The following is a 20,784-nucleotide window of genomic DNA, read 5'->3' as shown; positions in this document are numbered from 1 at the left end:
GGGACATTCCCTTTCCCCATCGATTCCCCGGGAGGCACCGGTGGCCGGTTTCGGCGCAGAAAACTCCGTGGCACCGCAGGAGCTGCTGGTTGACGGGCCGTTTTCCCATGTGCCCATCCACACCCGCGGGGTGCGTCTGCATGCCGCCGTGGCCGGCAACGCCGGTGATCCCCTCATGGTGCTGGTGCACGGGGCTTTCGGCGGCTGGTTCGACTGGCTGGAGGTCATCGGCCCGCTGGCTGCTGCCGGGGTGAGGGTGGCCGCCATTGATCTGCGGGGTTTCGGCGCCAGTGACAAGCCCCCCAGCGGCTATGACATCAGGCATGCCACCGGCGATATCAAAGGGGTGATCGCGGCGTTGGGGGCGCAGCGGGCGCATCTTGTCGGCTACGGCACCGGCGGGGCGATCTGCTGGGCGCTGGCCGCCGCCTACCCGGACAAAGTCTCTTCCCTGGTGTCGGTGGCCGCCGCCCACCCGACCGATATGCGGCGGGCCGCGGCCTGCCGGCCGTGGGCGCATGTCACCCCGCTTGTCCGCTCGGCGTTGGTTCGAAGCCCCGGAACAACGTTCTCTGACAGGGCCGCGGTGGTGGCCGGGCTGGATTTGCGGGAAAACACCACCCAAATGTTCCACCAGACGGCCAGTTACGCCCGCCAGTACCGTCTCCGGCGGCTCAATGGCGGGGTGGCGAAGGTGTCCCGGTCGATTGTCAAAACAGCCCGCCTGGAACTTGCCCCGGTCCCGCCTGCCTGGCCCAGCACCATCACCGACTGCCCGGTGTTGTTTGTCCGTGATGATCTGGCGAACTGGCGCAGCCTGCAGCAGCGGGCCGCCCGCCGCTGCGGCGGCGGGCTGAGTCCGCTGGTGGTCCCGGCAAGCCGCAATATGCCGCACCTGGAAAACCCGGCCGAATTTACCCGGGCCGTCGGAGAGTTCGTCCACGGCCTTCCCCCCTCCACCGCAGGGTAGGGACAAGCCGGGGCGCAACCGGTGTGTTTTCACATATCCCGGGTGCGGGGGTCTACAGGCACTGGCGGGTACTGACCGGGTCACGCAGGGCGGCGGTGTCCCCGATGCGCTGTTTGACTTCTGCGGCAGCCAGCACGAATCCCGAGTGGTCGTTGTTGATTTCATCGGCGAAGACGACGCCCAGCACATCGCCGTTGGCGTCGATCATCGGCCCGCCGGAGTTCCCGCGGCGCACCGTACCGTCGATGGTGTAGATTTGCCGCCTGATCTGGTGCTCGCCGTACAGGTCGTAGCCGCCGGTCAGCCGCAGGTCCATCACCCGTCCCGGGGTGGCGGCAAACGGCCCGCCGTCGGGGAATCCCACCACCAGGACTTCCTCGGTCCAGGCGGCATTGTGTGCCGCCCAGGACAGTGCCGGAAGCCCCAGCCCGTCGACCCGGATCACCGCAATGTCCTGGTCCGGGTCGTAGAAGACCACGGATCCCTGTTTCGCCCCGGCGACGGTGTCAACCCCCACCCGGGAGGCCCCGGCAACCACATGGGCGTTGGTGACCACCAGATCGTTGTCAATGACAAACCCGGAGCCGCGGCTGGAATGGGTGCACTGTTCGGCGATACCGATCACCTGCACCACCGACGGGCGGACGGTGTCCACCAGGCGGGTATCGACGGCGATATCGGTCAGGGGCGGAAGTTCATCGAGGCGGGCCAGTTCGAAGGGGTTGGCGGCCGGGCGCAGACCGGAATCGGACAAAAGGGAGGCGAACGTGTCCGAGGATCCGGTCACCGGTGCCGGCACACTGCGGTGGACAGCCGCCAGAATCGAGGAATCCCGCACCGCCTGGGTGACCGGCCCGTTGAGTACCCCGGCCAGTGGCAGCACCACCAGGTAGACAATGAAGATCACCCCCAGCGGGTTGATGACCACCCCGGCGGCCGAATCCACCAGCCGGGAGGATCGGCGGCGCAGCCGCCCCCGGGCGAAGGCCCCCAGGTGGCTGGCGGCCACAGAGGCCACCCCGGTCAGCATCAGCGACAGCGACAGGGCGATCAGCCACCGCAGCAGGGAGGCGTCAACAAAGCCCATCAACCGGGGGGCGATGATGACTGCCAGGATCAGCCCGGCGGTGACACAGATTGTCTGCAGCGCCGACGAGATCGCGCCGTGCCGCCATCCGCTGACGGCGGCGGCCACAGCCACCGCAACAAGGATGAGATCGACTGTGGCGTTTCCGGAAAACACCTCCACGGCGCGTCCATCCTCTCGTCAACACTGGGCTGTCACCGGCGGGTTTTTACGCCATCGGCCGGCATGAATCGGCCGGCGGAAAAAAGATCCGGTACGGCCCATCCTAACTGTCGCCTGCGGGCACGCACCCCCCGACAGGCAGACACCCGGCCGGCGCGTGTGCCGGCCGGGGTGCCCCACGTCGTGGTGTCACCGCATCCGCGGGGGTGCTTCCCGGTTGCGGGAAGCGGCCAGCATGCGGGTCAAATCGACGATTTTGTCCTCATCCCAGGGCTGCTGCCACCCGGCGGCGGTGAGTATTCCCGCAATCACCCCGGCGGTAAACCCCCACACCAGATAGCCGTCGACGACAAAAGCCGGTCCCGTCCAGCCGTTGTGGCCCACCGTCAGCCGGTGGCGCGGGTCGACCAGTTCCGCCACCGGCGCCGGGATGATCGCATCGGCTTCCGCCGGGTTGACCACCCCCATCACCGGGGTGACGGGACTGTAGGCGATCACCGGGACCACCGGTGTTCCGGTCGACCGGATCGCCACCGGGTCCGTGACCGCCAGCGGGATGACACTGCGGCGGTCCAGCCCTGTTTCCTCCCGGGCTTCCCGCAGCGCACAGTCGATGGCGTTGCCGTCACCGGCGTCGATGCGGCCCCCGGGAAAAGCGATCTGTCCCGGGTGGCTGCGCATCCTGGGTGACCGGTGGGTCAGATACAGTGCCGCATCATCCGGGCGGCGGCTGCTGCCGGGTTTCCCGGAGATCACCACCAGCACCGCCGCGGTGGCCGCGGCGTGCGGGGGTTTTCTGCCGGTACCGGTGATCATCCGGTGCAGTGATCCGGAGCAGGCGGCGGCAACAACAGGTGCCAGCCACACCGGCGCGGCCGCCGGCCGGCACGTCGTTGCGGCGGCCCCGCCGGCCGCGCCCCCGCCGGTCATGGACTCTCCAGGACTTTGTTGACCGCGGCCTCAATATCGGCGGGGCTGCCGATGGCGGTGGCGGTGTAGCCGATGAATTCACCGGCGGGATCAAACACCGCCACCAGCGGCACCAGGCCCGGCATGCCGGTGGTTTTCTGCAGGCTCCCGTCCTTATCGATGAGGCTGGGAAGGTCAACGCCTTTGTCGTTGAGCAGGCTGATCCCGGCCGCGGCATTGGGGTCGGCCTGCAGACCCACCACCGTGTAGTCGGTGGTTCCGGCGGCGAATTCGGCTATATGGGGCAGTTCTTTTTTGCACGGCCCGCACCACCAGGCCCACACCGGAACCACAATGGGCCGTTTGGCATCTGCGTCGGGCTGTGCCGACTGCCCCGGATGGCCCAGGCAGTCGAAGTCGGTTCCGGCCAGTGTGGTCACCGGGCACTCCGGCCGCCGGTGATCGGTTGTGTTGGCCTCCGCGGCACCGGATGCAGCCCCGGCTGACGGCCCGGCGGACGGGACCGCCGCCGTCTCGCTGCCGGTGCCGGTGGACCCGGCACCGAGCAGCCCGGTTTTGGCCGCCACCGCCACCACCAGGCATGCCGCGGCCACCACCAGGCATGCCACGGAGACCGTCACCCAGGGCTGCCGTGGTTGTCTGTCGGTTGTTGTGCTCACAGCTGCTCCTTGACCGCCAGCAGTGCGCGGAGATCCTCACTGGCTTGGACTCGTTGCGCGGCCTGCCCGGGATCGGCCGGGCCGGCCTTTCCCGCTGACGGGCAGCAGGAAAGAAAAGGACACACCCCGCAGGCGGCCCGGCGGGCATGGCAGACCACCCGCCCGTGGCGGATCATCCGGTGTGATGCCCCGGTCCACCGTTTTTTCTCCAGCACCGCGCACACGGCCCGTTCAATGGCGGCGGGGCTGGTGTGCCCGACCGCCCCCAGCCGCCCCAGCAGCCGGGTGACATGGGTGTCCACCGGGAAACCCGGAATACCGAAGGCGTTGCCGAGCACCACATTGGCGGTTTTGCGCCCCACCCCGGACAGTGCCACCAATGCCCCACGGTCGGCCGGAATGTCACCGCCGTGGCACTCCACGACTGCTGTGGCCATGGCGACAAGATGTTTCGCTTTCATCCGCTGCAGGCCCACCGGGGCGATGACGCGTGCGACCGTATCGACTGGGGCGTCAGCCAAGCGGCGGGCATCCGGCCAGCGGGAAAACACCTCGCCGGTGACGGAATTGACCCGCTGGTCGGTTGTCTGCGCGGAGAGCATGGTGGCCACCAGCAACTCGTAGGGGTTGGAAAACACCAGTTCGCAGCGGGCATCCGGCCACACACGGCCCAGTATGCGGTCGACCCGGTCGACGGTGATGCCAGTGGTGTCCATAGCTGCCGATGGTATCGGACACAGCCGCTTGTTCGGTCACCGCACCACACCACCGGCGCCGGGGCACCGGTTAGGATTTGTGCCATGGGAATCTTTCTTGCGGTACTTGTTCCGGTCGTCATCGCCGTGTTCGCCATGCAGATGGAACGCTTCGAGGACTACTGCACCTGCCCGCCGAGCCAGTCGGCGGCACACAGCAGCTGAGCGTTCGCCCCGGGGCGCACACCACCTTCCCTCCCGTCGTATCGTCACACACGGGTGGTCAGGGTGACCCATGACATAGTATGGTGTAATCCATAAGACACTTACCTCCGGAACAGGTCACATATCGGCCGCCCGGTAACCCCCGCCGCTACCGGTGTGCCCGTCACAGACCGATCCCGGCGCGTGCGCCGGCCGGAGACAGTGGTGGATGCTTTTACCCCTGCCCGCCGGTGCACCCCCCCCCGGCCGGCGGCAGGTGTCTTTTCCTGCTTTATCTCACCCGCCTTTCCCCAAGGAGCTCTAGTGGACGCCGTACAGGAAATTTTGTCCCGCGCCGGAATTTTCCAGGGAGTCAATCCGACTGCCGTGGAAAACCTCATCAGCCAACTGGAGACCGTGCGTTTCCCCCGTGGAACCGTCATTTTCGAGGAGGGTGAGCCGGGCGACCGGCTCTACATCATCACCTCCGGGAAGGTGAAGCTTGCCCGGCATGCCGCCGACGGGCGGGAAAACCTGCTGACGGTGATGGGCCCGTCGGACATGTTCGGCGAGCTGTCGATTTTCGATCCGGGGCCGCGGACCTCGTCGGCGGTGTGTGTCACCGAAGTCCAGGCCGCCACCATGAACTCGGACATGCTGAAAAAATGGATCGACTCCCACCCGGAGATCTCCGAACAGCTGCTGCGGGTGCTGGCCCGCCGCCTGAGGCGCACCAACGCCTCGCTGGCGGATCTGATTTTCACCGATGTTCCCGGCCGGGTGGCCAAAACCCTGCTGCAGCTGGCCAACCGTTTCGGCTCCCAGGAAGGCGGCGCGCTGCGGGTCAACCATGATCTGACACAGGAAGAAATCGCCCAACTGGTCGGTGCGTCCCGGGAAACAGTCAACAAGGCCCTGGCCACCTTCGCCCACCGCGGCTGGATCCGGCTGGAGGGGAAATCGGTGCTGATCTGCGACACCGAGCATCTGGCCCGCCGCGCCCGCTGACATCACCCCGGCCTTTTTAAAAAAACCATCCTTTTTTACCCCACCCGCTGTCACCGGCCCTGCCGCCGACAGCGGGTGGGTCTGTCTGGTGCGGCCAGGTGAGAGAAAAAAGGGAGCAAAGCCACCGGCGGGACAAAGAGCACAGCCTTTGCGGGCATGTCCCGGGCTGCGGTGCACCCCACCCGGACCCGTGGCATGCGGGACGGATTACCCGGCAGCGCTTCCCCACCGGACAACCCGCCACCGGGCATCCCACCACCGGACACCCGGCCATCAACCCGCCATCACCCCACACACTGTGGGCGAATACGGCAACACGCCGGGTGCAAGCGGCACAATCATGTGTCTTGCCCGGCGTGTGTGTCGGAAAAAAGCGGGTGTTACGGCTTGTTGCCTGCCTGCAGTCCTTCCAGGTACCGCAGGGTCACCCGGGTGGACTGTTCGGCGGCAGCGCCCCGCAGCACCGGATCGACGTCGGTGTAGATTTCGTCGACGATGTCTTTCAGGGGTGCGTCTTTGCCGAGTTTCGCCACCGCCGCTTTGACCTGTTCCAGGCGCTGTTCACGCCGGTCGAGGTATTTGCGGGCCAGGGAGGAGGTGTCGGGGTTTTCCGGCCCGTGGGCGGGAAGCAGCATGACGTTTTTGCCGCGCTGCTCGAGCATCTTCAGTGACTCCAGGTAGCCGCCCAGATCGCCGTCGGTTTCGGAGATCATGGTGGTGTGCCTGCCGGCGATCGTCGAGCCGGTGATGATTCCCTCCAGCTCCGACTGGCCGGGCACCCCGGACCAGACGAAAAAACACGCCGAATCGTGGGTGTGGCCGGGAGTGTGCACCACTTCCAGCTGCGGGGTGACTCCTTCAACGGAGATGATCTCCCCGTCCTCCAGCGGATCGGCGCCCAGGCAGTAGCGCTTGTCGAAGCCGCGGACAATGGTTCCGTTGAGTTGCCGGAACCGTGCCGCACCGTCGGCGATATCGTCGTGCCGGTGGGTCAGGAGGGTCAACGCCACCGGATCCGCTTTGGCGTTGAGGACGTTGAGATGGCCTTCTTCGGCGGGGCCGGGATCGATGACAATCGACGCCGTGTCACCGGGTGCTCTGATCACCCAGGAGTTGGTTCCCTCCAGGGCGGTGTAGCCGGGGTTGGGACATAAAACGACCGACGCCGACCGGGTGACCGGACGCAGTTGGCTATACGCGGGGTGCTCCATGCCAACAAGCTTAACTTCCCGCAACGGAAATCCCCGCGTTTTCACCCCTCGGTTGTTCATTCAGTCGTTGATTTCGACCACAATCTCGATCTCGACCGGGGAGGAAAGCGGCAGCTGCGCCACCCCGACCGCCGACCGCACATGCTGGCCGGCCTGCCCGAACACCTCACCCAGCAGGGTCGATGCCCCATTGACCACCTGCGGCTGGTCGGTGAAACCGTCGGCGGAGGCCACGAAACCGGTGACTTTGAGGATGCGGCAGACACGGTCGATGCCCACCAGACTGTCGACCGCGGCCAGGGCGTTGAGCGCCGCCAGCCGGGCCATGTCACCGGCGGTGGCCGTATCAACGCTGTCGCCGACCAGGCCGGTCACCGGCAATGAGCCGTCAACAAACGGCAGCTGCCCGGAGGTCCACACCTGGTTTCCCACCCGGATCGCCGGAATGTAGGCGGCCACCGGGGCCGCGGTGGCCGGAAGGGCGATACCCAACTGCTCGAGTCGTTTGGAAGGTGTCATGGATAAAGCTAAGCTTCTTTCTTTTTCTTCGGTTGGGCTGTCAGCCCGGGACAGCCTGCAGCCGCGGGGCTGTGCTGTGCCCCGGGGTTTTCGCGGCAGGATGCGGGGCAATACTTTCCCCGGCTTCTAGCCGATCAGGTGGCCAGGCTCAGTTCAGGGGGCGTTTGAGGAAAGCAACCAGGTTTTCCGGGTTCGGCCCCTGGGTGACGCTGACCAGTTCCCAGCCTTCCTCACCCCAGGTGTTCAGAATCTGGGTGGTCGAGTGGGTCAGCAGCGGCACGGTGGAGTATTCCCAAGTAGTCATGGACCAATAGAGTAGGCGCTCGGCCGCGGCAGCGACACCCCCGGGGCAGCGGTGGGCAACCCCTCCCCCGCTTCACACGTGTCTGCCCGCAGGTGCGGCCAACCGGAACCCCAGGGGTAGTACCACCCACCCACGGGGGTGATGGCCGTCCCCACACACCGCACACCGGTTTCTCTTACCCAACTCTTAAGTTAGGTCTTCACTCGCGGATAAGCCAGGGGCAACGCCCCGGCACCGGGCGGGGTTTTTTCCCGGACCAGGCCCTGCCCGGCCCGGTTGACGGCCGCCTGGCGCACCATGGGAAAACCCCGGGGAAACCAACCGCACCGCGGTAGTGCCCCGGGGACAATAACGGCCGGGGGCCGTGTCCCTCCGGCGTATGCCGGGGACACGGCCCACCGGCCGGTGTGTCGCGGAGTTTTTTTCAGATACCGACCAGTTCCCCACCGGAGGCCAGGTATTCCGCCCAGCTGGTGATGTGGGGGTTTTTGCGCAGAAGTGCACGTCGCTGGCGTTCGGTGAGTCCTCCCCACACCCCGAATTCGACTTTGTTGTCCAGTGCGTCGGCGCGGCATTCCAGCACCACCGGGCAGCGCCGGCAGATCGCCGCGGCCCGCCGCTGCGCGGCCCCCCGCACAAACAGCGCATCCGGATCACCGTCACGGCATTTCGCCCTGGTCACCCACTCCCCGCGGTCGACGAGTCTGTTGGAGGGAACCTGCCCTGCGGTGTCGTCTGTCGTCCAGGTGTCGCTCGCGAGGGCGTTCGTCATGACTCAGGTCTCCTTGAGGTTGCCGTTAAGTCGGTGCGTTTAAGTTTAAACACAGCATCGGGGGTAAGTCGAACCGCCCTCACTGGGGGTGGAGGCTTCACTTTTCGCCCGGGGGGAAACTGCGTAGGGTAAGGGAGTGCCGATTGTTAAATCACTGGGAAAGATGACCGCCGCGACAGCTTGTGTGGGTGTCGTGATGGCCGCCAGCCTGTCGCCTTTCGCGACCCTGGGTGGGGTGGCCGTCGCCCGGACACAGGCAACCATGGAGTCGAATCTGAAAGATTTGACCGATGGCACTGCCCCCGGGGTATCCACGATCACCGATGTCACCGGGGCCCCGATCGCCTGGATTTACGACCAGCGCCGCTACCAGATCAACGGCGACCAGATCGCCCCGGTGATGAAGGCCGCGATTGTTTCCATCGAGGACAAGCGCTTTTTCTTCCATGACGGTGTCGACTGGCAGGGCACGCTGCGCGCCATGGCCACCAACGCCCTGCACGGCCAGGTCAAACAGGGCGCGTCCACCCTGGACCAGCAGTACGTGAAAAACTATCTGCTGCTGGTCGATGCCAAGGACAAAGCCGAGCAGGCCGCGGCCACGGAAACCTCCTATGCGCGCAAGCTGCGGGAGATGAAAATGGCCAGCGACTTGGAGCACCGCCTGTCCAAGGACGAGATTTTGACCAGGTACCTCAATATTGTGCCCTTCGGCAACGGGGCCTTCGGGGTGGAGGCTGCCGCCCAAACCTATTTCGGGGTGCACGCCAGTGAACTGACTCTGCCCCAGGCGGCGATGCTGGCCGGTATGGTGCAGTCGTCCAGCTACCTGGATCCCTACACCCGCCCAGAGGAGGTGCGCGAGCGCCGCGATCTGGTGCTGGGGACCATGGTCGATTCCGGGGCGATCAGCCCCACTGATGCACGGGAAGCCGCCGCCGAGCCGCTGGGCATTCTGCCGCAGCCCAAAGATCTTCCCAACGGCTGCATCGCCGCCGGGAACCGCGGTTTTTTCTGTGACTATGTGCTGGATTACCTGGAGAAAAAAGGCTGGGGCCCGGACAAGCTGAAAAAATCCTCCTACACCATCCGCACCACCCTGGATCCGCATGTGCAGGATGTCGCCCACCGGGCGGCATCCGGGCAGGCTGACCCGAATGCCGCGGGGGTGGCCGCGGTGATGAATATTCTGGCCCCGGCCGAGGACAGCCGCCGTATCCTGGCGATGACCTCCTCCCGCGAATACGGGCTGAACCAGCAGGCCAACGAAACCGTGCTGGCGATGACATCGAATCTGATGGGGTCGGGGGCCGGGTCGGTGTTCAAGATTTTCACCGCCGCCGCAGCCATCGAAAAAGGCATGGGCATGAACCAGAGTGTGGCGGTACCCGCCCGGGTGGAGGTGCGCGGCATGGGGGCCGGCGGGGCGAAGAACTGCCCGCCGGAAACCTACTGTGTGGAAAACGCCGGCGTGTACAAACAGTCCATGCCGCTGTATGAGGCGCTGGCGCATTCCCCCAACACCACCTTCGTGAAAATGCTGGAGCAGGTCGGGGTGCCCGACACGGTGGATATGGCGGTGCGCCTGGGGTTGCGGGACTACACCCTGCCCGGTTCCTACAACGGCACCGATTCCATTGCCGACTATGTGACAAAGAACAATCTCGGCTCGTTCACCCTGGGGCCGACGGCGGTCAATCCGCTGCAGCTGTCGAATGTGGCGGCCACCCTGGCCTCCCACGGGGTGTGGTGCGAACCCAACCCCATCGATGAGATCACCGACGCCACCGGCGCTGCCGTGGAGATCCCCCAGGAACCGTGCGAGCAGGTTCTGGACCGCGGAATCGCCGATACCCTCGCCCAGGGGCTGTCGCATGACACCGTGGAGGGAACAGCGGCCGATTCCGCCAAGAAGATGGGCTGGACGACCCCGATGTCGGCGAAAACCGGCACCACCGAAGCGCATTTCTCGGCCTCGTTCCTGGGGTTCAATTCCCGTTTCGCCGCCGCCCCGTATGTGTTCAATGACGGCACGGTACTCAAACCTTTGTGCACCTCCCCGCTGCGGCAGTGCGCGGACGGGGATCTCTACGGCGGCATGGAGCCGTCCCGGGTGTGGTTCAGCGCGGCCAAGCAGCTGGAATTCGCCACCGACGGTGAGCTTCCCGAGGGTGTGGAACGCTATGAGACGGGGGCGACAGCCGATGATCTTCCGCGGGTGGACGGTTTGAGTGAATCCGATGCCCGCACCCGGTTGGAACAGGCCGGATACAAGGTCACCACCATCACCGGCCCCGGCAACGGGATTCCGAAGGGCCGGGCGGTGCGCGCCACCGCCCAGGGCCCGTATCTGCTCACCGGCGACGAGATCAATCTGGTGCTCTCGGATGGCACCCGCTATGTGGCCCCGCCGCCGGTCTACCAGCCCTCCACCGAGCCGGATCTTCCCGCCGCCCCGCCGCCACCGCCACCGGCCCCGGATGATGGGCCGCGTTCTTTGGGCGATGTGATCAATTCACTGTTCGGGCTGTAGGCCCTCCCACCGCCTTGTCCTCCCGCGCACCGGCTTCGGGAACACCGTGCGTATACTCGGCCCACCGGTTGTGCGGGAGCCTGGTGTGCCGCGACACACCCCGCGGTTGCTGCCCACCGGTATTTTTTTCCACCAGATCATCTCCCCCCGCCACCGTTTGTTGTCCCGCAGCCGGGGGCAGCGGGCACCAGTGACCCTGCCGGTGCCCGCAGCATGGGGCCTTGTGCGAAGGAGGCTTTGACACAACCATGGCCATCACACCCGACGATATTGTGGCCGCCCTCGGCGGGCCGGGAAATATCCGTGACCTGGAAGGCTGCATCACCCGTCTGCGCACGGTGGTGGTACACCCCGACAAAGTCGATGAGGACCAGTTGTATGCCGCGGGCGCCAAGGGAGTCATCAGCGCCGGAACCGCGGTGCAGGTGGTTGTCGGCCCGGAGGCGGAACTGCTGGCCGATCTGATCAACGACTTCCTCGACTAGCCGCACCCGCGGCAAAAAACAGAAAGAAAATCACCCCGGCCCCCATCTGTGTCCCCGGCGCGGGGGAAAGAAGAAAAAACACGTGTGCACCACGCGGGGGAAGTCAGTATGGACTGCCCCGGCGTGGTGCACTGTGGTTGCGCCCCCACCGCCACAGCGGCGGGAACGCATACTTTTCTCCCCGGGTGGTATCAGCCGGCCAGATGCGCTTTGACGGCTGCGGACAGCCGCTTGCCGTCGACGGTGGGCCCGGCTTTGGCGGCGGCGGCTTTCATCACCTGCCCCATCATCTTCATCGACGGGGTTTCATCACCCGCCACAGCAGCGACCGTGTCCGCCACGAGTGTGTCCAGCTCCGCATCATCCAGCTGCGCCGGCTGGTAGCGGGCGAACACTTCCGCCTCAGCAAGCTCAGCCTGCGCCAGTTCCTCCCGGCCGTTGGCCGCATAGACCTCAGCCGACTCGTTGCGTTTTTTGATCTCCCGGGCAATCAGCCGCAGCACATCCTCGTCGGTGAGCTCGTGTTTTTCCCCGGAGACCTCTTCGGTCTGAATCGCCGACAGCAGCATGCGCAGCGCCTTTTTGCCGGTCTCATCCTTGGCTTTCATCGCGGCTTTCAAATCCGCGCGGACAGTATTTTTCAATTCGCTCATACCACCCGAGACTACCCGGCCGGCCGGATGTGCACGGGCGGCTGCACCTTGCCCGACGGCCGCCGCCTAGAATCCAGCAGTTGTGAGCATATTCAACCCCACCACCCGGAGATTTCTCACCACCGCCGCCGGAACCACTGTGGCGGCCGGTGCCGCAGCCGTGGCCGCAGGATGGCGGCACACCACCGATTTTTCGGTGGACCATCTCAGCATCGACTGTCTTGAACCCGGTGCCCTGCACGGAAAAGATGCTTTCCGCATCCTGCACATCAGCGATCTTCACATGTTCGGCCGCCAGGACACAAAAACCTCCTGGCTGGGTTCGCTGGTGGCACTGGAACCCGACCTGGTGGTCAACACCGGGGACAATCTGGGCGACCGCCAGGCGGTGCCGAGAGTGCTCAACGCGCTCAACGGGCTGCTGACCCTGCCGGGGCTGTTCGTGTTCGGCAACAACGACTATTTCGGCCCCCGCCCGGTCAATCCGCTGCGCTATCTGGCAGGGAAGAAACAACCGGTCAGCGGCGATGAGCTGCCCTGGCGCAGCCTGCGGGCCGGGTTCATTGAACGCGGCTGGCTGGATGCCACCCACACCAGGCAGGAGTTCACGGTCGGTGATGTCCGTATCGCCGCCGCCGGTGTCGATGACCCGCATCTGGGCAAGGACAACTATGGGCTGATCGCCGGACACCCCAACCCTGATGCCGACATCAGCCTGGGACTGACCCACTCCCCGGAGCCGCATGTGCTGGACCGTTTCGCCGCCGACGGCTACACCATCACTGTCGCCGGCCACACCCACGGCGGGCAGATCTGCCTGCCGACCGGCACCCCCATTGTCACCAACTGCGGCATCAACCGGGCCGCCGCCCGGGGTCTGTCACGCTACAAGGGCATGTGGCTGAATGTCTCCAACGGGATCGGAACCAGTAAATACGCGCCCATCCGGCTGTTTTGCGCCCCGTCGGCCACACTGCTCACCCTGACCGAGAAACAGGCTTGACCGACAGCGGACACACAGTCATCGCCTATTTTCACCCGAACCTCACCCACCCGCGGGTGGATCGGCGGCACCAACGCAGCCAGTGACCACCTGTTTTGCCGTTGGGGGCAGAAATGGTCTAGAGTCTTACCGGTGACAGACAAGTTCTGTTGCATTCCGGGATATGGCGCAGTTTGGTAGCGCGCTTCGTTCGGGACGAAGAGGTCGCAGGTTCAAATCCTGTTATCCCGACCACTATCAACACCCCTTCACCAGTGAGAAACTGGTGGAGGGGTGTTGTTTTTTTATCCCCCGCCCGCGCAGGCAAGCCGGGGTGTACCGCCCGGGCAAGCGTGATGCCGGATGCCGGGCACACACTGTCACCGCCGCACCACTGTCTGAAAAAGCGCATTGACCGCGGCCCCGGGCCCCGCACGCAGGGGATGCGGCGGCCAGCCTGTCTCGTGGTGCTCACCCAGTGGGCGCGCAGTGCGGGGGCCACGACAGCCCCACACCGATTTTAAAGTGTTTTGCATCACATTTTTCCTTGTGTGTTCCAGCTTACTGAACGGCCACCGGGGGCTGGTTACCGTTGGCTCTGCCGCCCGGGCACGCCGGGTCGGCCGACCTATTTTTCACAACACTTTTCTTCAAAGGAGTTCACTTGATGAACACATGCGATACCACCCAGGCCCCCCTGCAGAAGTTCCTTGCCGCCGGCGCGATCGGCGGTGCCGTCGGCGGACTGGTCTTCGGCATGATGATGGCCATGATGGGCATGCTGGGCATGATCGCGTCGATGGCCGGATCAAGCTCTGCTCTGGTGGGCTTTGCCATCCACATGGTCATCTCCGTCATCTTCGGTGTCATTGGCGGCGCACTGTTGTCGGCAACCCCGTCCTGCATGGGGAAAACCATGGCGTTCGGCATGGCTTTCGGCATCGTTTTGTGGGTTGTCGGCCCGCTGCTGGCCATGCCGATGATGATGGGCATGCCGCTGTTCGCCATCGATGAAGCCTCGATGATGTCGCTGATGGGCCACATCATCTTCGGCGCCGTCACCTTCGTTGTCGCGCGGCTGATCGTCAGCCGCACCGCCGCCGGCAAGTAAATGGCCTACTCTTGCCGTATGAGCGTCTCCGACTCACTTCACCGGCAGTCGACACCGCAACCGGAGCCTGCCGCCACCGGCGGTACGCCGCTGTGTCTGCGCGAAGTGGAGCTATTCGACCGGATTCCGCACGAGGAGCTGGCGGAACTGAACACCATGCTGCCGCTGACTTGTCACGCAGCCGGGCAGATTGTCTACGATCCGCAACGCAGCAAGGATGTGCTGTTTATCGTCAAAACGGGACGGGTGCGGGTCTTCCAGGTCAGCCCCACCGGCAAGAGCTTCACCCTGGCGGTCCACGGGGCCGGTGATGTTTTCGGGAATATGCCGATCCTGGGGCAGAACATGGACAACACCTATGCCGAGACCCTGGAGAAATCATCCCTGTGCGAGCTGTCGGCACAGCAGGTCACCGACCATTTTCTCACCGATCCGCGGATCTCCGGCCAGGTTGCGGTGATCCTCAGCCAAAGAGTCAGCGAACTGGAAACCCGGCTGTCGAATATGGCGCTGCGGCCGCTGAACCAGCAGGTCGCTTCCCTGCTGCTGTCGGCGGCCACAACATCCCGGTTGCCGTGGAAACACACCAAGACCGTCAAACTCACCCACGAACAGCTGGCCAATCTTGCCGGGGCCAGCCGGGAGGCGGTCAGCAAAGCCGTTGCGGAGCTGTCCGCGCACGGTTTCCTCAAACAGCACCGCGGTTCAGTCACCATCATCGACGCGGACGGCCTGGCTGCCTACCGGGACCATCTGGTCGACTGACCGGCCGTATCCGAAGAAAAATCCCCCCGGGCCCAGCCATTGTGCTGGGCCCGTGCGGTTGGAGTGGATGTTTCTGCCGGGAGCACTTCCCACAGATCATCCGGGGCCGGCTCCCTGTTGACCGGGTCCGTGCCGTGGCAGACACATCACCTTACTGCGGATTTTTCCTGTCAGCCGAAACATTGTTCCCCGTGGCTGAGGATGGAGACAAAAACCCACCCTGAGAAACCAAAACTCCGTCCAAAAACATTTACTGTTTTTCGACATCTTCTGTGCCGCGGCACTGTCTGATCAAATCCCGGATAGTGGTGTTGCGATCGTTGAGCTGTTTTGATGTTGTCGTGGGTGTTGTTGCTGTGATGCTAGACAGCCATGATGTCCCCTTGTTTGTCAGAGTTGGCGGCGGGGTTCCTTTGTTGTCATTCTGGTGTGCGCGGCTAGCACGCACGGTGGCTGTGGTTTGTTTCAAAGCAGTCAACGGCACCTAGTACTGCTGGAGTATCCAGTCATTGGTTTTCTCGGCCAGTACAGCCCTGGCCAGCCGGATGGCCGACAGGCGAGCGGGGAAGATACCCGTGGGCGTCTTCTACGGTCTCTGATCCCCCGGCCGCTGGTTGGGGTTTGTGTTTAAGATTTTGCGCCATACGGCACTAGACACACAGGTATCGGGCCGAAAATGCCATCCAGGATGTCGTCTGGCCAGGTGGCTACCTGCGGCATACGGGTAAGCCGCGCCTGTCTATCATGTTCCGCTGCGACTGACCAGTAGTGACCGAAGTGTTTTATCTTCATCGGACACTGATTCCAGCATGGCTGCTGGCAAACCACCACCTGTCTTTTCGGGAGTAATGCCACGAAGGTTGCCTGCGCACGTATGTCCGGTGACTGCTTCAAGCAGGCACCAGGTGCACCGTGGCTGACAGCGTGCGTGATGCCCTCACGGGCTGTTACTGGCAGCAAGCCACAACCCCGTTGAGGCCACGGGCGAAAAAACGACCGTCCGTGACGGTGTCGACTGACGATGCCGCTGGTGATCCATGCCAATGATTCTTATGACAGCGCCCATTGACTGCCGTTGCCGCAGGCAGCAGCCGATGTTTCAACCACCCGGCGTTTTCCTCACTCACTTTCATGGTCAACCCGTCACAGGCGAATAAACCTGTAGGCTCCACCATCGACAAGGTCGGATGCTTCAACCGTCGGCCCGTAACACCGGTGTTGTTTGGCCATCCCGGGCAGACGTCGCTGTACTCATAGCGGTGATCGTTGAAGCGTTAGGACCAGATCTTCCATCCGCCCGGCCGACACACCCTCCACAATATTCTGCAGCCACCACTCTGTCAGGAACGCTTTTCTACACGCCAGCAGCGGTCTATCAACCATTGGCATTGAAAGAGTTTCCTTGCCGCAGTGCGGAAACTAGCGGCATCGACGGTTGACAACACAAGCTATCCGGGTTCCGGTGCCACAAAGCATCTGAAAATAGTTGACCCGGCTAGGGCCAGGTTTCGGCTAACTGAAGCACCACACAGTCGATCGGCCCCAAACCGGTAACAACCGGAAAACGCACCATTTTCGAGCATCTCCCGTATGACGCCGACGGGAACCAAGATACAACCACCTGTCCAATGAAAATGCAGCCCCGCCATGACAGGTCATGGCAGCCACCGTGGTTCTGCCCCCGAGACGGGTAGCAGCTGATGCAAAACGAGACACAGATCGCCACCCTCGCTGTTGTCACCACGCCTCCCGCGGCCCGCGCTATCCCCCCCTTATGGGACGCAATCCTCGGCACACCACAAACAATTGGGCTAGCCTTCCCTTATGTTAGATTTCGATACAGAGGAAGCCCGAAAACGCATCCGGAAAGCACTCGATCGCACCGATCCGGATGGGTGTGCCATATTCGGATATCTCCCGCCCCTGAATGTTCCGTCCCTGTCAGTCGGTAGGGGCGTCCGCGAAGTCCGGTATCTGCTGTCGACGCCGATCGAGTTGGGCCAGTCCGAATCCAACGGTGATCACCAGGACAGTCCATCCGATGATCTTCATGTCATCGTCATCGGGATGAACCCTTCGCGGGCCGAATTGTTCAAAGGCTCCACAGGGGGTGATCCCACTGCCGGAAATCTGCGAGAATACGTCGAGGAACGCTTCGGACAGCTCACCTCCAAGTCCGATAAATCGGCCCCGGTCTCCGCAGAAACGAAGGAGATGCTGGGAAGAATTGCCGACTGTGTGCCAACGCGCCTCAGCATGGTCAATCTTTTACCTTTCATCAGCCCGAACCCTGAAAAAATAAACGATATCGCCGTTGAAATGCTGAACTCCAGCGACGCGGCACCATTCGAGAAATCATTGGAGCGCTTGTTTCACGCCAACGCCAGCTTCATTGAACTCCTCTTAGAGGAGTCGGAACATCGTTTTTCAAAAACACTCGTCATACTCGCGTGGGGTACCAATGTGGGTGGGACAGCCCGCGGCTGGATCAGTGTATCTGCCCGACTGCTGCTTGATTTTTTAAACGAGCGGAAAGCCGCTTCTTTCCCGTCAGCGATGTTTGGCTTTTTCGCAGGTGGTGACGAAAGTAAACATCCTATTCATCCCCGTTCCGCAACAGATTGGCATGCCGCGAACTTCACGAGCATGACCGATGAGGTCCCCCATCGCTACCCAAATCCGAGCCTATGGGCGCAGTCCGAACTCATCGATGCTCTGAAACAGATGTACAACCGCTCCACTGAAGGATGCAACCAAGAATCAGCGTCGTAATCGCCGTGCTCACCAACGGCTTCACAGCGGCGTCTACTGGACCGGCTTGTCATCATTTATGAGTGTGCAGATCCGGTTTACGCATGATCATGCCCGCCGGGATCGTCTCACGGTATCTTGTGGCACGCACCTGTTCCCGCCCGCAGCACCACCAGTGGTGAGCCGCAGGTGATCGACACCCGCCCGGTGGTGTCGACGTAGTTGATTTCTTCCCGGTCGAGCATGTGCACGATCCCGTCTGCCAGGTTGTCGGCCACGACCACCACGGGGCGGAACGTGTCCCGCAGAAAAAACGACAGGTCTTCCATGAGTTGTTCCGGGGTGCAGGTGCCGTCGTCGAAGAACACGTCGAAGGCGATGGTGCGCCCGCCGGGGCCGATCAGCAGCAGATCGATTTCTGATTGTTTGCCCGTGATCGTCCGGCACGGCGGGTGATAGGTCTCCACATGCCAGCCCCGCGGCAGCAGCCGGGCGATGCTGCGGGTGATACCACCGGTCAGTGTCGTTGTGTTATCTGCCACGGCCTGTTTCCCGGGCTAGTCGTTTCGGTTGTTGTCCGTCTGCTCACCGGTGTTGTCGCTGTTGGGCGCCGACGGGATGATCCGGGAGCGTCTCATCCAGTTGCGGATTTTCCCGGCCCGGGCCGGGTCGTCGGTATCTCCTCCGGCGGGGGTGTGGCCCGTGATTTCCCCGGTGGCCGGGGCTACCGGGGTCACCGGTGTCGGCTGGTAGGTGGGCAGTGGTTTGTCCGGGTGCGCCTGTTGCGGTGTCGCCGGTGCGGGGCCGGTGCCGTCCCCGGGTGCGGGCGGCGGGGCTGATGTGGCGAAATGCACCGGCGCCGGGCGGGTGGTGGTGTCTGTGTGTGCGGGTTGTTTTGTGGTGGCGGACTCGGGTGTGTGCGGTGGGTTTGCCTGGTTGTCGTGTGGTTCCGGTTGGCTGTCATCCGGGCTGGGGCGTGTGTCGTGGCTTCCGGCCCGGATGGCATCCAGTGCGGCCTGATCGATTTGTTCTTTCTCGACGGGTTCAGCTGCGGGTTTTTTGTCGTAGCCTTCGTCTTTGTCCAGTTTTTCGGCGATGACCGGCAGCCGTTGGCTCATGATTCCACCGACCAGGGCGGCCAGCACCACCATGCCGGCCAGGACGGCCAGGGCCACCCACAGCTGCTGCTGGGAGCCGTCGTTGCCGAGCACTGTCAGTGCCACGGTCGGATAGTTCAGCGGCATGAGGTGGACAAAGATTTTCCAGGCCACGGGCAGTTCTTCGGTGGCGGCTGTTTTCCACGCCCAGCCGACGAAACCGACCTGGGTGAGCATGCCGAGGATGACAACCAGCCGACCCATGGTGGGGCCGAAGGTGGTGATGGCGGTTCGGGCCATACCGGAGGCCGCGGCCACGGTGAAAGCGACAATGATCGCGGAGCTGATGGCCGGCACCCAGCCGGGAAGCCCGCCCAGAACAAACAGCAAAACTACAGCTGTGGCGGCGACACCGGTGCCGGTGACCAGCGCCGGGGAGGCGATGATTCTTTTCATCGGCGGCCAGGTCCAGGGCCGGGCGATCATCCATATCGCCGCCCCGCCCATCATGGCTATCACCGCGATGAGAAGGGCAATCATCGGCGACAGCACATGGGTGCGGGGGGCAGTGCTGATGCCGGTGTCATCCCCGGTTGTGTCACTGCCGGGTGTGTTTGTGCCGTCTGTGGCCTGTGGATTGTTGCTGCCGGCCGGTGTGCCGGTGGCAGGCTGGCGTGGCGCGGCAGTATCGGCCACGGCCGGCATGGCCCGGTGGACGGCCTGGATTTTCGTCTGGTTCAGCCCGGCCATGGCATCGATTTTTTTCGCCCCGTCATTGAGCTGGTTGACCGCATCCACCAGTTGCCCGACTTCCCGCTGCGCCTGGTCCAGTCCGGCGGATAATTCCCGGGCTCCTGCGGCGGCTTTGAACACTCCCTCGTGGTAGGGCTTGCCGGGGGCGGACAGTTGGTCGGCGACTTCCCTGGAGCCTGTTTTCAGCTCCCCGAGCTGCCCGAGGACTTCCGGCGGGATCTGGAAGTTCGTCACCTGTGATTCCAGTGCCACCAGCTGCAGTCTGATCTCGCCGACCCGCGGATCGTCGATATCGGCCAGGTCGGTGTTGATCTGCCGCACCGCAGCCAGAATCTGGTCGCGGACCACCGGAACAGCCTGGATCTGGTCCACGGCCAGCTGCACCCCGTCAGCGACCCGGGTAGCTCCCCGGCCCAGCTCCCCGGTGCCGTTTTGCAGTTCGGTCATGCCGTCTTTGAGCGCCCGGGCGCCCTCGGCCGCCTGCCGGGTTTTATCGACCAACTCCGGGGTGGAGTCGGAAAACTGCTGTGTTCCCGCGGCCAGCTCCCCGGTGGCTGCGGCAAGAAAACCGGCCTGCCCGACAGCTTCGCCCAGCCCGCGGCGGGCCGGAACCAGATCAGCGGCTGACAGTCCTTTGGGCCCCGGCGCGGCGGGGGCTCCCTCCCGGATGGTTTCGCCCTGCCTCCCCTCACCGGTGGCTGTGGTGCTGGTGGTCCAGGTGGCGGCCAGGTCTTCACCGCTTAATGCGGCCCAGACGGCACCGGCGATCACGGGTACGGCCACCACCAGTGCCAGCAGAAGACGGCCGAAAGAGCGCACAGGGGTTATCCCGGGAGAGGTCATGGGCCAATTTTTCCCTATCACCCGGGGTTGGTGCTTGCTGACACACCGCTCGTGGGGACAAAAACATCCCTGGTAACCTAGAAAAGACTTCACCGGCGCACCCGCCGCGGGGTGCTGTTTCCCGCGGAAGGCTGTTTGTCCGGGTGCTGTCACCGTCACGCGGTGGCCCGTTTTTTCTGCCCCTGGGTTTTCAAGCGGCCACTGTTTTTTGTGTGTTGTTGTTTGTGCCACGGTGTCCGCCGGTGATTGATGACCAACCCAAAAAAAATTCAAAGCCCGCGACAGGACAG

General features: G+C 63.9%; 19 protein-coding genes and 1 tRNA gene. 9 read left to right on the top strand and 11 right to left on the bottom strand.

What is annotated here, in order from left to right:
- The coding region (locus JZY06_RS03960; protein WP_207118511.1) for an alpha/beta fold hydrolase at nt 1-970 on the top strand (970 nt) is incomplete at its 5' end.
- A gap of 52 nt (nt 971-1,022) precedes the next feature.
- Here the strand turns inward: JZY06_RS03960 and JZY06_RS03955 are convergent.
- From JZY06_RS03955 to JZY06_RS03940, 4 genes are all read right to left on the bottom strand, one after another.
- Entirely contained in the window at nt 1,023-2,219 is a 1,197-nt protein-coding gene (locus tag JZY06_RS03955; RefSeq protein WP_207118510.1) for a MarP family serine protease, read from the bottom strand.
- Nucleotides 2,220-2,408: 189 nt separating this feature from the next.
- On the bottom strand, nt 2,409-3,149 hold the full coding sequence (locus JZY06_RS03950) for an NUDIX hydrolase (protein WP_207118509.1): 741 nt from the start codon (nt 3,147-3,149) through the stop codon (nt 2,409-2,411).
- A complete protein-coding gene (locus JZY06_RS12530) occupies nt 3,146-3,808 on the bottom strand; it encodes a TlpA family protein disulfide reductase (protein WP_207118508.1) in 663 nt (220 codons plus the stop codon). Before JZY06_RS12530 ends, JZY06_RS03950 begins: the two co-directional genes overlap by 4 nt.
- On the bottom strand, nt 3,805-4,524 hold the full coding sequence (locus JZY06_RS03940; RefSeq protein WP_242516642.1) for an endonuclease III domain-containing protein: 720 nt from the start codon (nt 4,522-4,524) through the stop codon (nt 3,805-3,807). Before JZY06_RS03940 ends, JZY06_RS12530 begins: the two co-directional genes overlap by 4 nt.
- Nucleotides 4,525-5,031: 507 nt before the next feature.
- Between JZY06_RS03940 and glxR the strand changes: the two genes are divergently transcribed.
- Nucleotides 5,032-5,715 (top strand): CRP-like cAMP-activated global transcriptional regulator GlxR, encoded by a 684-nt coding sequence (gene glxR / locus JZY06_RS03935; RefSeq protein WP_207118507.1) that lies wholly within the window; start codon nt 5,032-5,034, stop codon nt 5,713-5,715.
- A gap of 380 nt (nt 5,716-6,095) precedes the next feature.
- On the opposite strand, the gene JZY06_RS03930 is transcribed toward glxR, so the two are convergent.
- The 4 genes from JZY06_RS03930 to JZY06_RS03915 form a co-directional block, all read right to left on the bottom strand.
- Nucleotides 6,096-6,926: an MBL fold metallo-hydrolase gene (locus JZY06_RS03930; RefSeq protein WP_207118506.1), complete on the bottom strand. Its 831-nt coding sequence runs from the start codon at nt 6,924-6,926 to the stop codon at nt 6,096-6,098.
- Nucleotides 6,927-6,986: 60 nt separating this feature from the next.
- Nucleotides 6,987-7,445 carry a RidA family protein gene (locus tag JZY06_RS03925; protein ID WP_207118505.1) on the bottom strand — a complete coding sequence of 153 codons (459 nt, stop codon included), beginning with the start codon at nt 7,443-7,445 and terminating at the stop codon, nt 6,987-6,989.
- A gap of 148 nt (nt 7,446-7,593) precedes the next feature.
- Complete coding sequence (locus JZY06_RS03920; RefSeq protein ID WP_207118504.1) at nt 7,594-7,749, bottom strand: DUF4177 domain-containing protein; 156 nt, start codon at nt 7,747-7,749, stop codon at nt 7,594-7,596.
- Between the two features lie 424 nt (nt 7,750-8,173).
- Nucleotides 8,174-8,521 (bottom strand): WhiB family transcriptional regulator, encoded by a 348-nt coding sequence (locus JZY06_RS03915; protein WP_207118503.1) that lies wholly within the window; start codon nt 8,519-8,521, stop codon nt 8,174-8,176.
- Nucleotides 8,522-8,657: 136 nt separating this feature from the next.
- Here JZY06_RS03915 and JZY06_RS03910 point away from each other — a divergent pair, with 136 nt between their 5' ends.
- Nucleotides 8,658-11,054 carry a transglycosylase domain-containing protein gene (locus JZY06_RS03910; RefSeq protein ID WP_449257573.1) on the top strand — a complete coding sequence of 799 codons (2,397 nt, stop codon included), beginning with the start codon at nt 8,658-8,660 and terminating at the stop codon, nt 11,052-11,054.
- 248 nt (nt 11,055-11,302) lie between these two features.
- A complete protein-coding gene (locus JZY06_RS03905; protein WP_207118501.1) occupies nt 11,303-11,539 on the top strand; it encodes a glucose PTS transporter subunit EIIB in 237 nt (78 codons plus the stop codon).
- A gap of 191 nt (nt 11,540-11,730) precedes the next feature.
- Here the strand turns inward: JZY06_RS03905 and JZY06_RS03900 are convergent, their stop codons facing one another.
- Entirely contained in the window at nt 11,731-12,192 is a 462-nt protein-coding gene (locus JZY06_RS03900) for a GatB/YqeY domain-containing protein (protein ID WP_207118500.1), read from the bottom strand.
- A gap of 88 nt (nt 12,193-12,280) precedes the next feature.
- Between JZY06_RS03900 and JZY06_RS03895 the strand changes: the two genes are divergently transcribed.
- The 5 genes from JZY06_RS03895 (at nt 12,281) to JZY06_RS03875 (ending at nt 17,822) form a co-directional block, all read left to right on the top strand.
- The gene (locus tag JZY06_RS03895; RefSeq protein ID WP_207278728.1) at nt 12,281-13,195 is read left to right on the top strand and encodes a metallophosphoesterase; all 915 of its coding nucleotides are present in this window, start codon (nt 12,281-12,283) and stop codon (nt 13,193-13,195) included.
- A gap of 157 nt (nt 13,196-13,352) precedes the next feature.
- Nucleotides 13,353-13,429 (top strand) — tRNA-Pro (locus JZY06_RS03890).
- 412 nt (nt 13,430-13,841) lie between these two features.
- Nucleotides 13,842-14,285 carry a hypothetical protein gene (locus JZY06_RS03885; RefSeq protein WP_207118499.1) on the top strand — a complete coding sequence of 148 codons (444 nt, stop codon included), beginning with the start codon at nt 13,842-13,844 and terminating at the stop codon, nt 14,283-14,285.
- Between the two features lie 18 nt (nt 14,286-14,303).
- Nucleotides 14,304-15,050 carry a Crp/Fnr family transcriptional regulator gene (locus JZY06_RS03880; RefSeq protein ID WP_207118498.1) on the top strand — a complete coding sequence of 249 codons (747 nt, stop codon included), beginning with the start codon at nt 14,304-14,306 and terminating at the stop codon, nt 15,048-15,050.
- Between the two features lie 1,824 nt (nt 15,051-16,874).
- Nucleotides 16,875-17,822 carry a DUF1643 domain-containing protein gene (locus tag JZY06_RS03875; protein WP_207118497.1) on the top strand — a complete coding sequence of 316 codons (948 nt, stop codon included), beginning with the start codon at nt 16,875-16,877 and terminating at the stop codon, nt 17,820-17,822.
- 107 nt (nt 17,823-17,929) lie between these two features.
- Here the strand turns inward: JZY06_RS03875 and JZY06_RS03870 are convergent, their stop codons facing one another.
- Nucleotides 17,930-18,343, bottom strand: coding sequence for a hypothetical protein (locus JZY06_RS03870; protein WP_207118496.1), 414 nt, complete (start codon nt 18,341-18,343; stop codon nt 17,930-17,932).
- Between the two features lie 15 nt (nt 18,344-18,358).
- Complete coding sequence (locus JZY06_RS03865; protein ID WP_207118495.1) at nt 18,359-20,494, bottom strand: hypothetical protein; 2,136 nt, start codon at nt 20,492-20,494, stop codon at nt 18,359-18,361.
- Between the last annotated feature and the right edge of the window lie 290 nt (nt 20,495-20,784).

Origin of the sequence: Corynebacterium mendelii (assembly GCF_017307055.1) — a bacterium.
GTDB classification, from domain to species: domain Bacteria; phylum Actinomycetota; class Actinomycetes; order Mycobacteriales; family Mycobacteriaceae; genus Corynebacterium; species Corynebacterium mendelii.
Note: the sequence above shows the minus strand (reverse complement) of the source record. Positions and strands in the feature narration are given on the sequence as shown.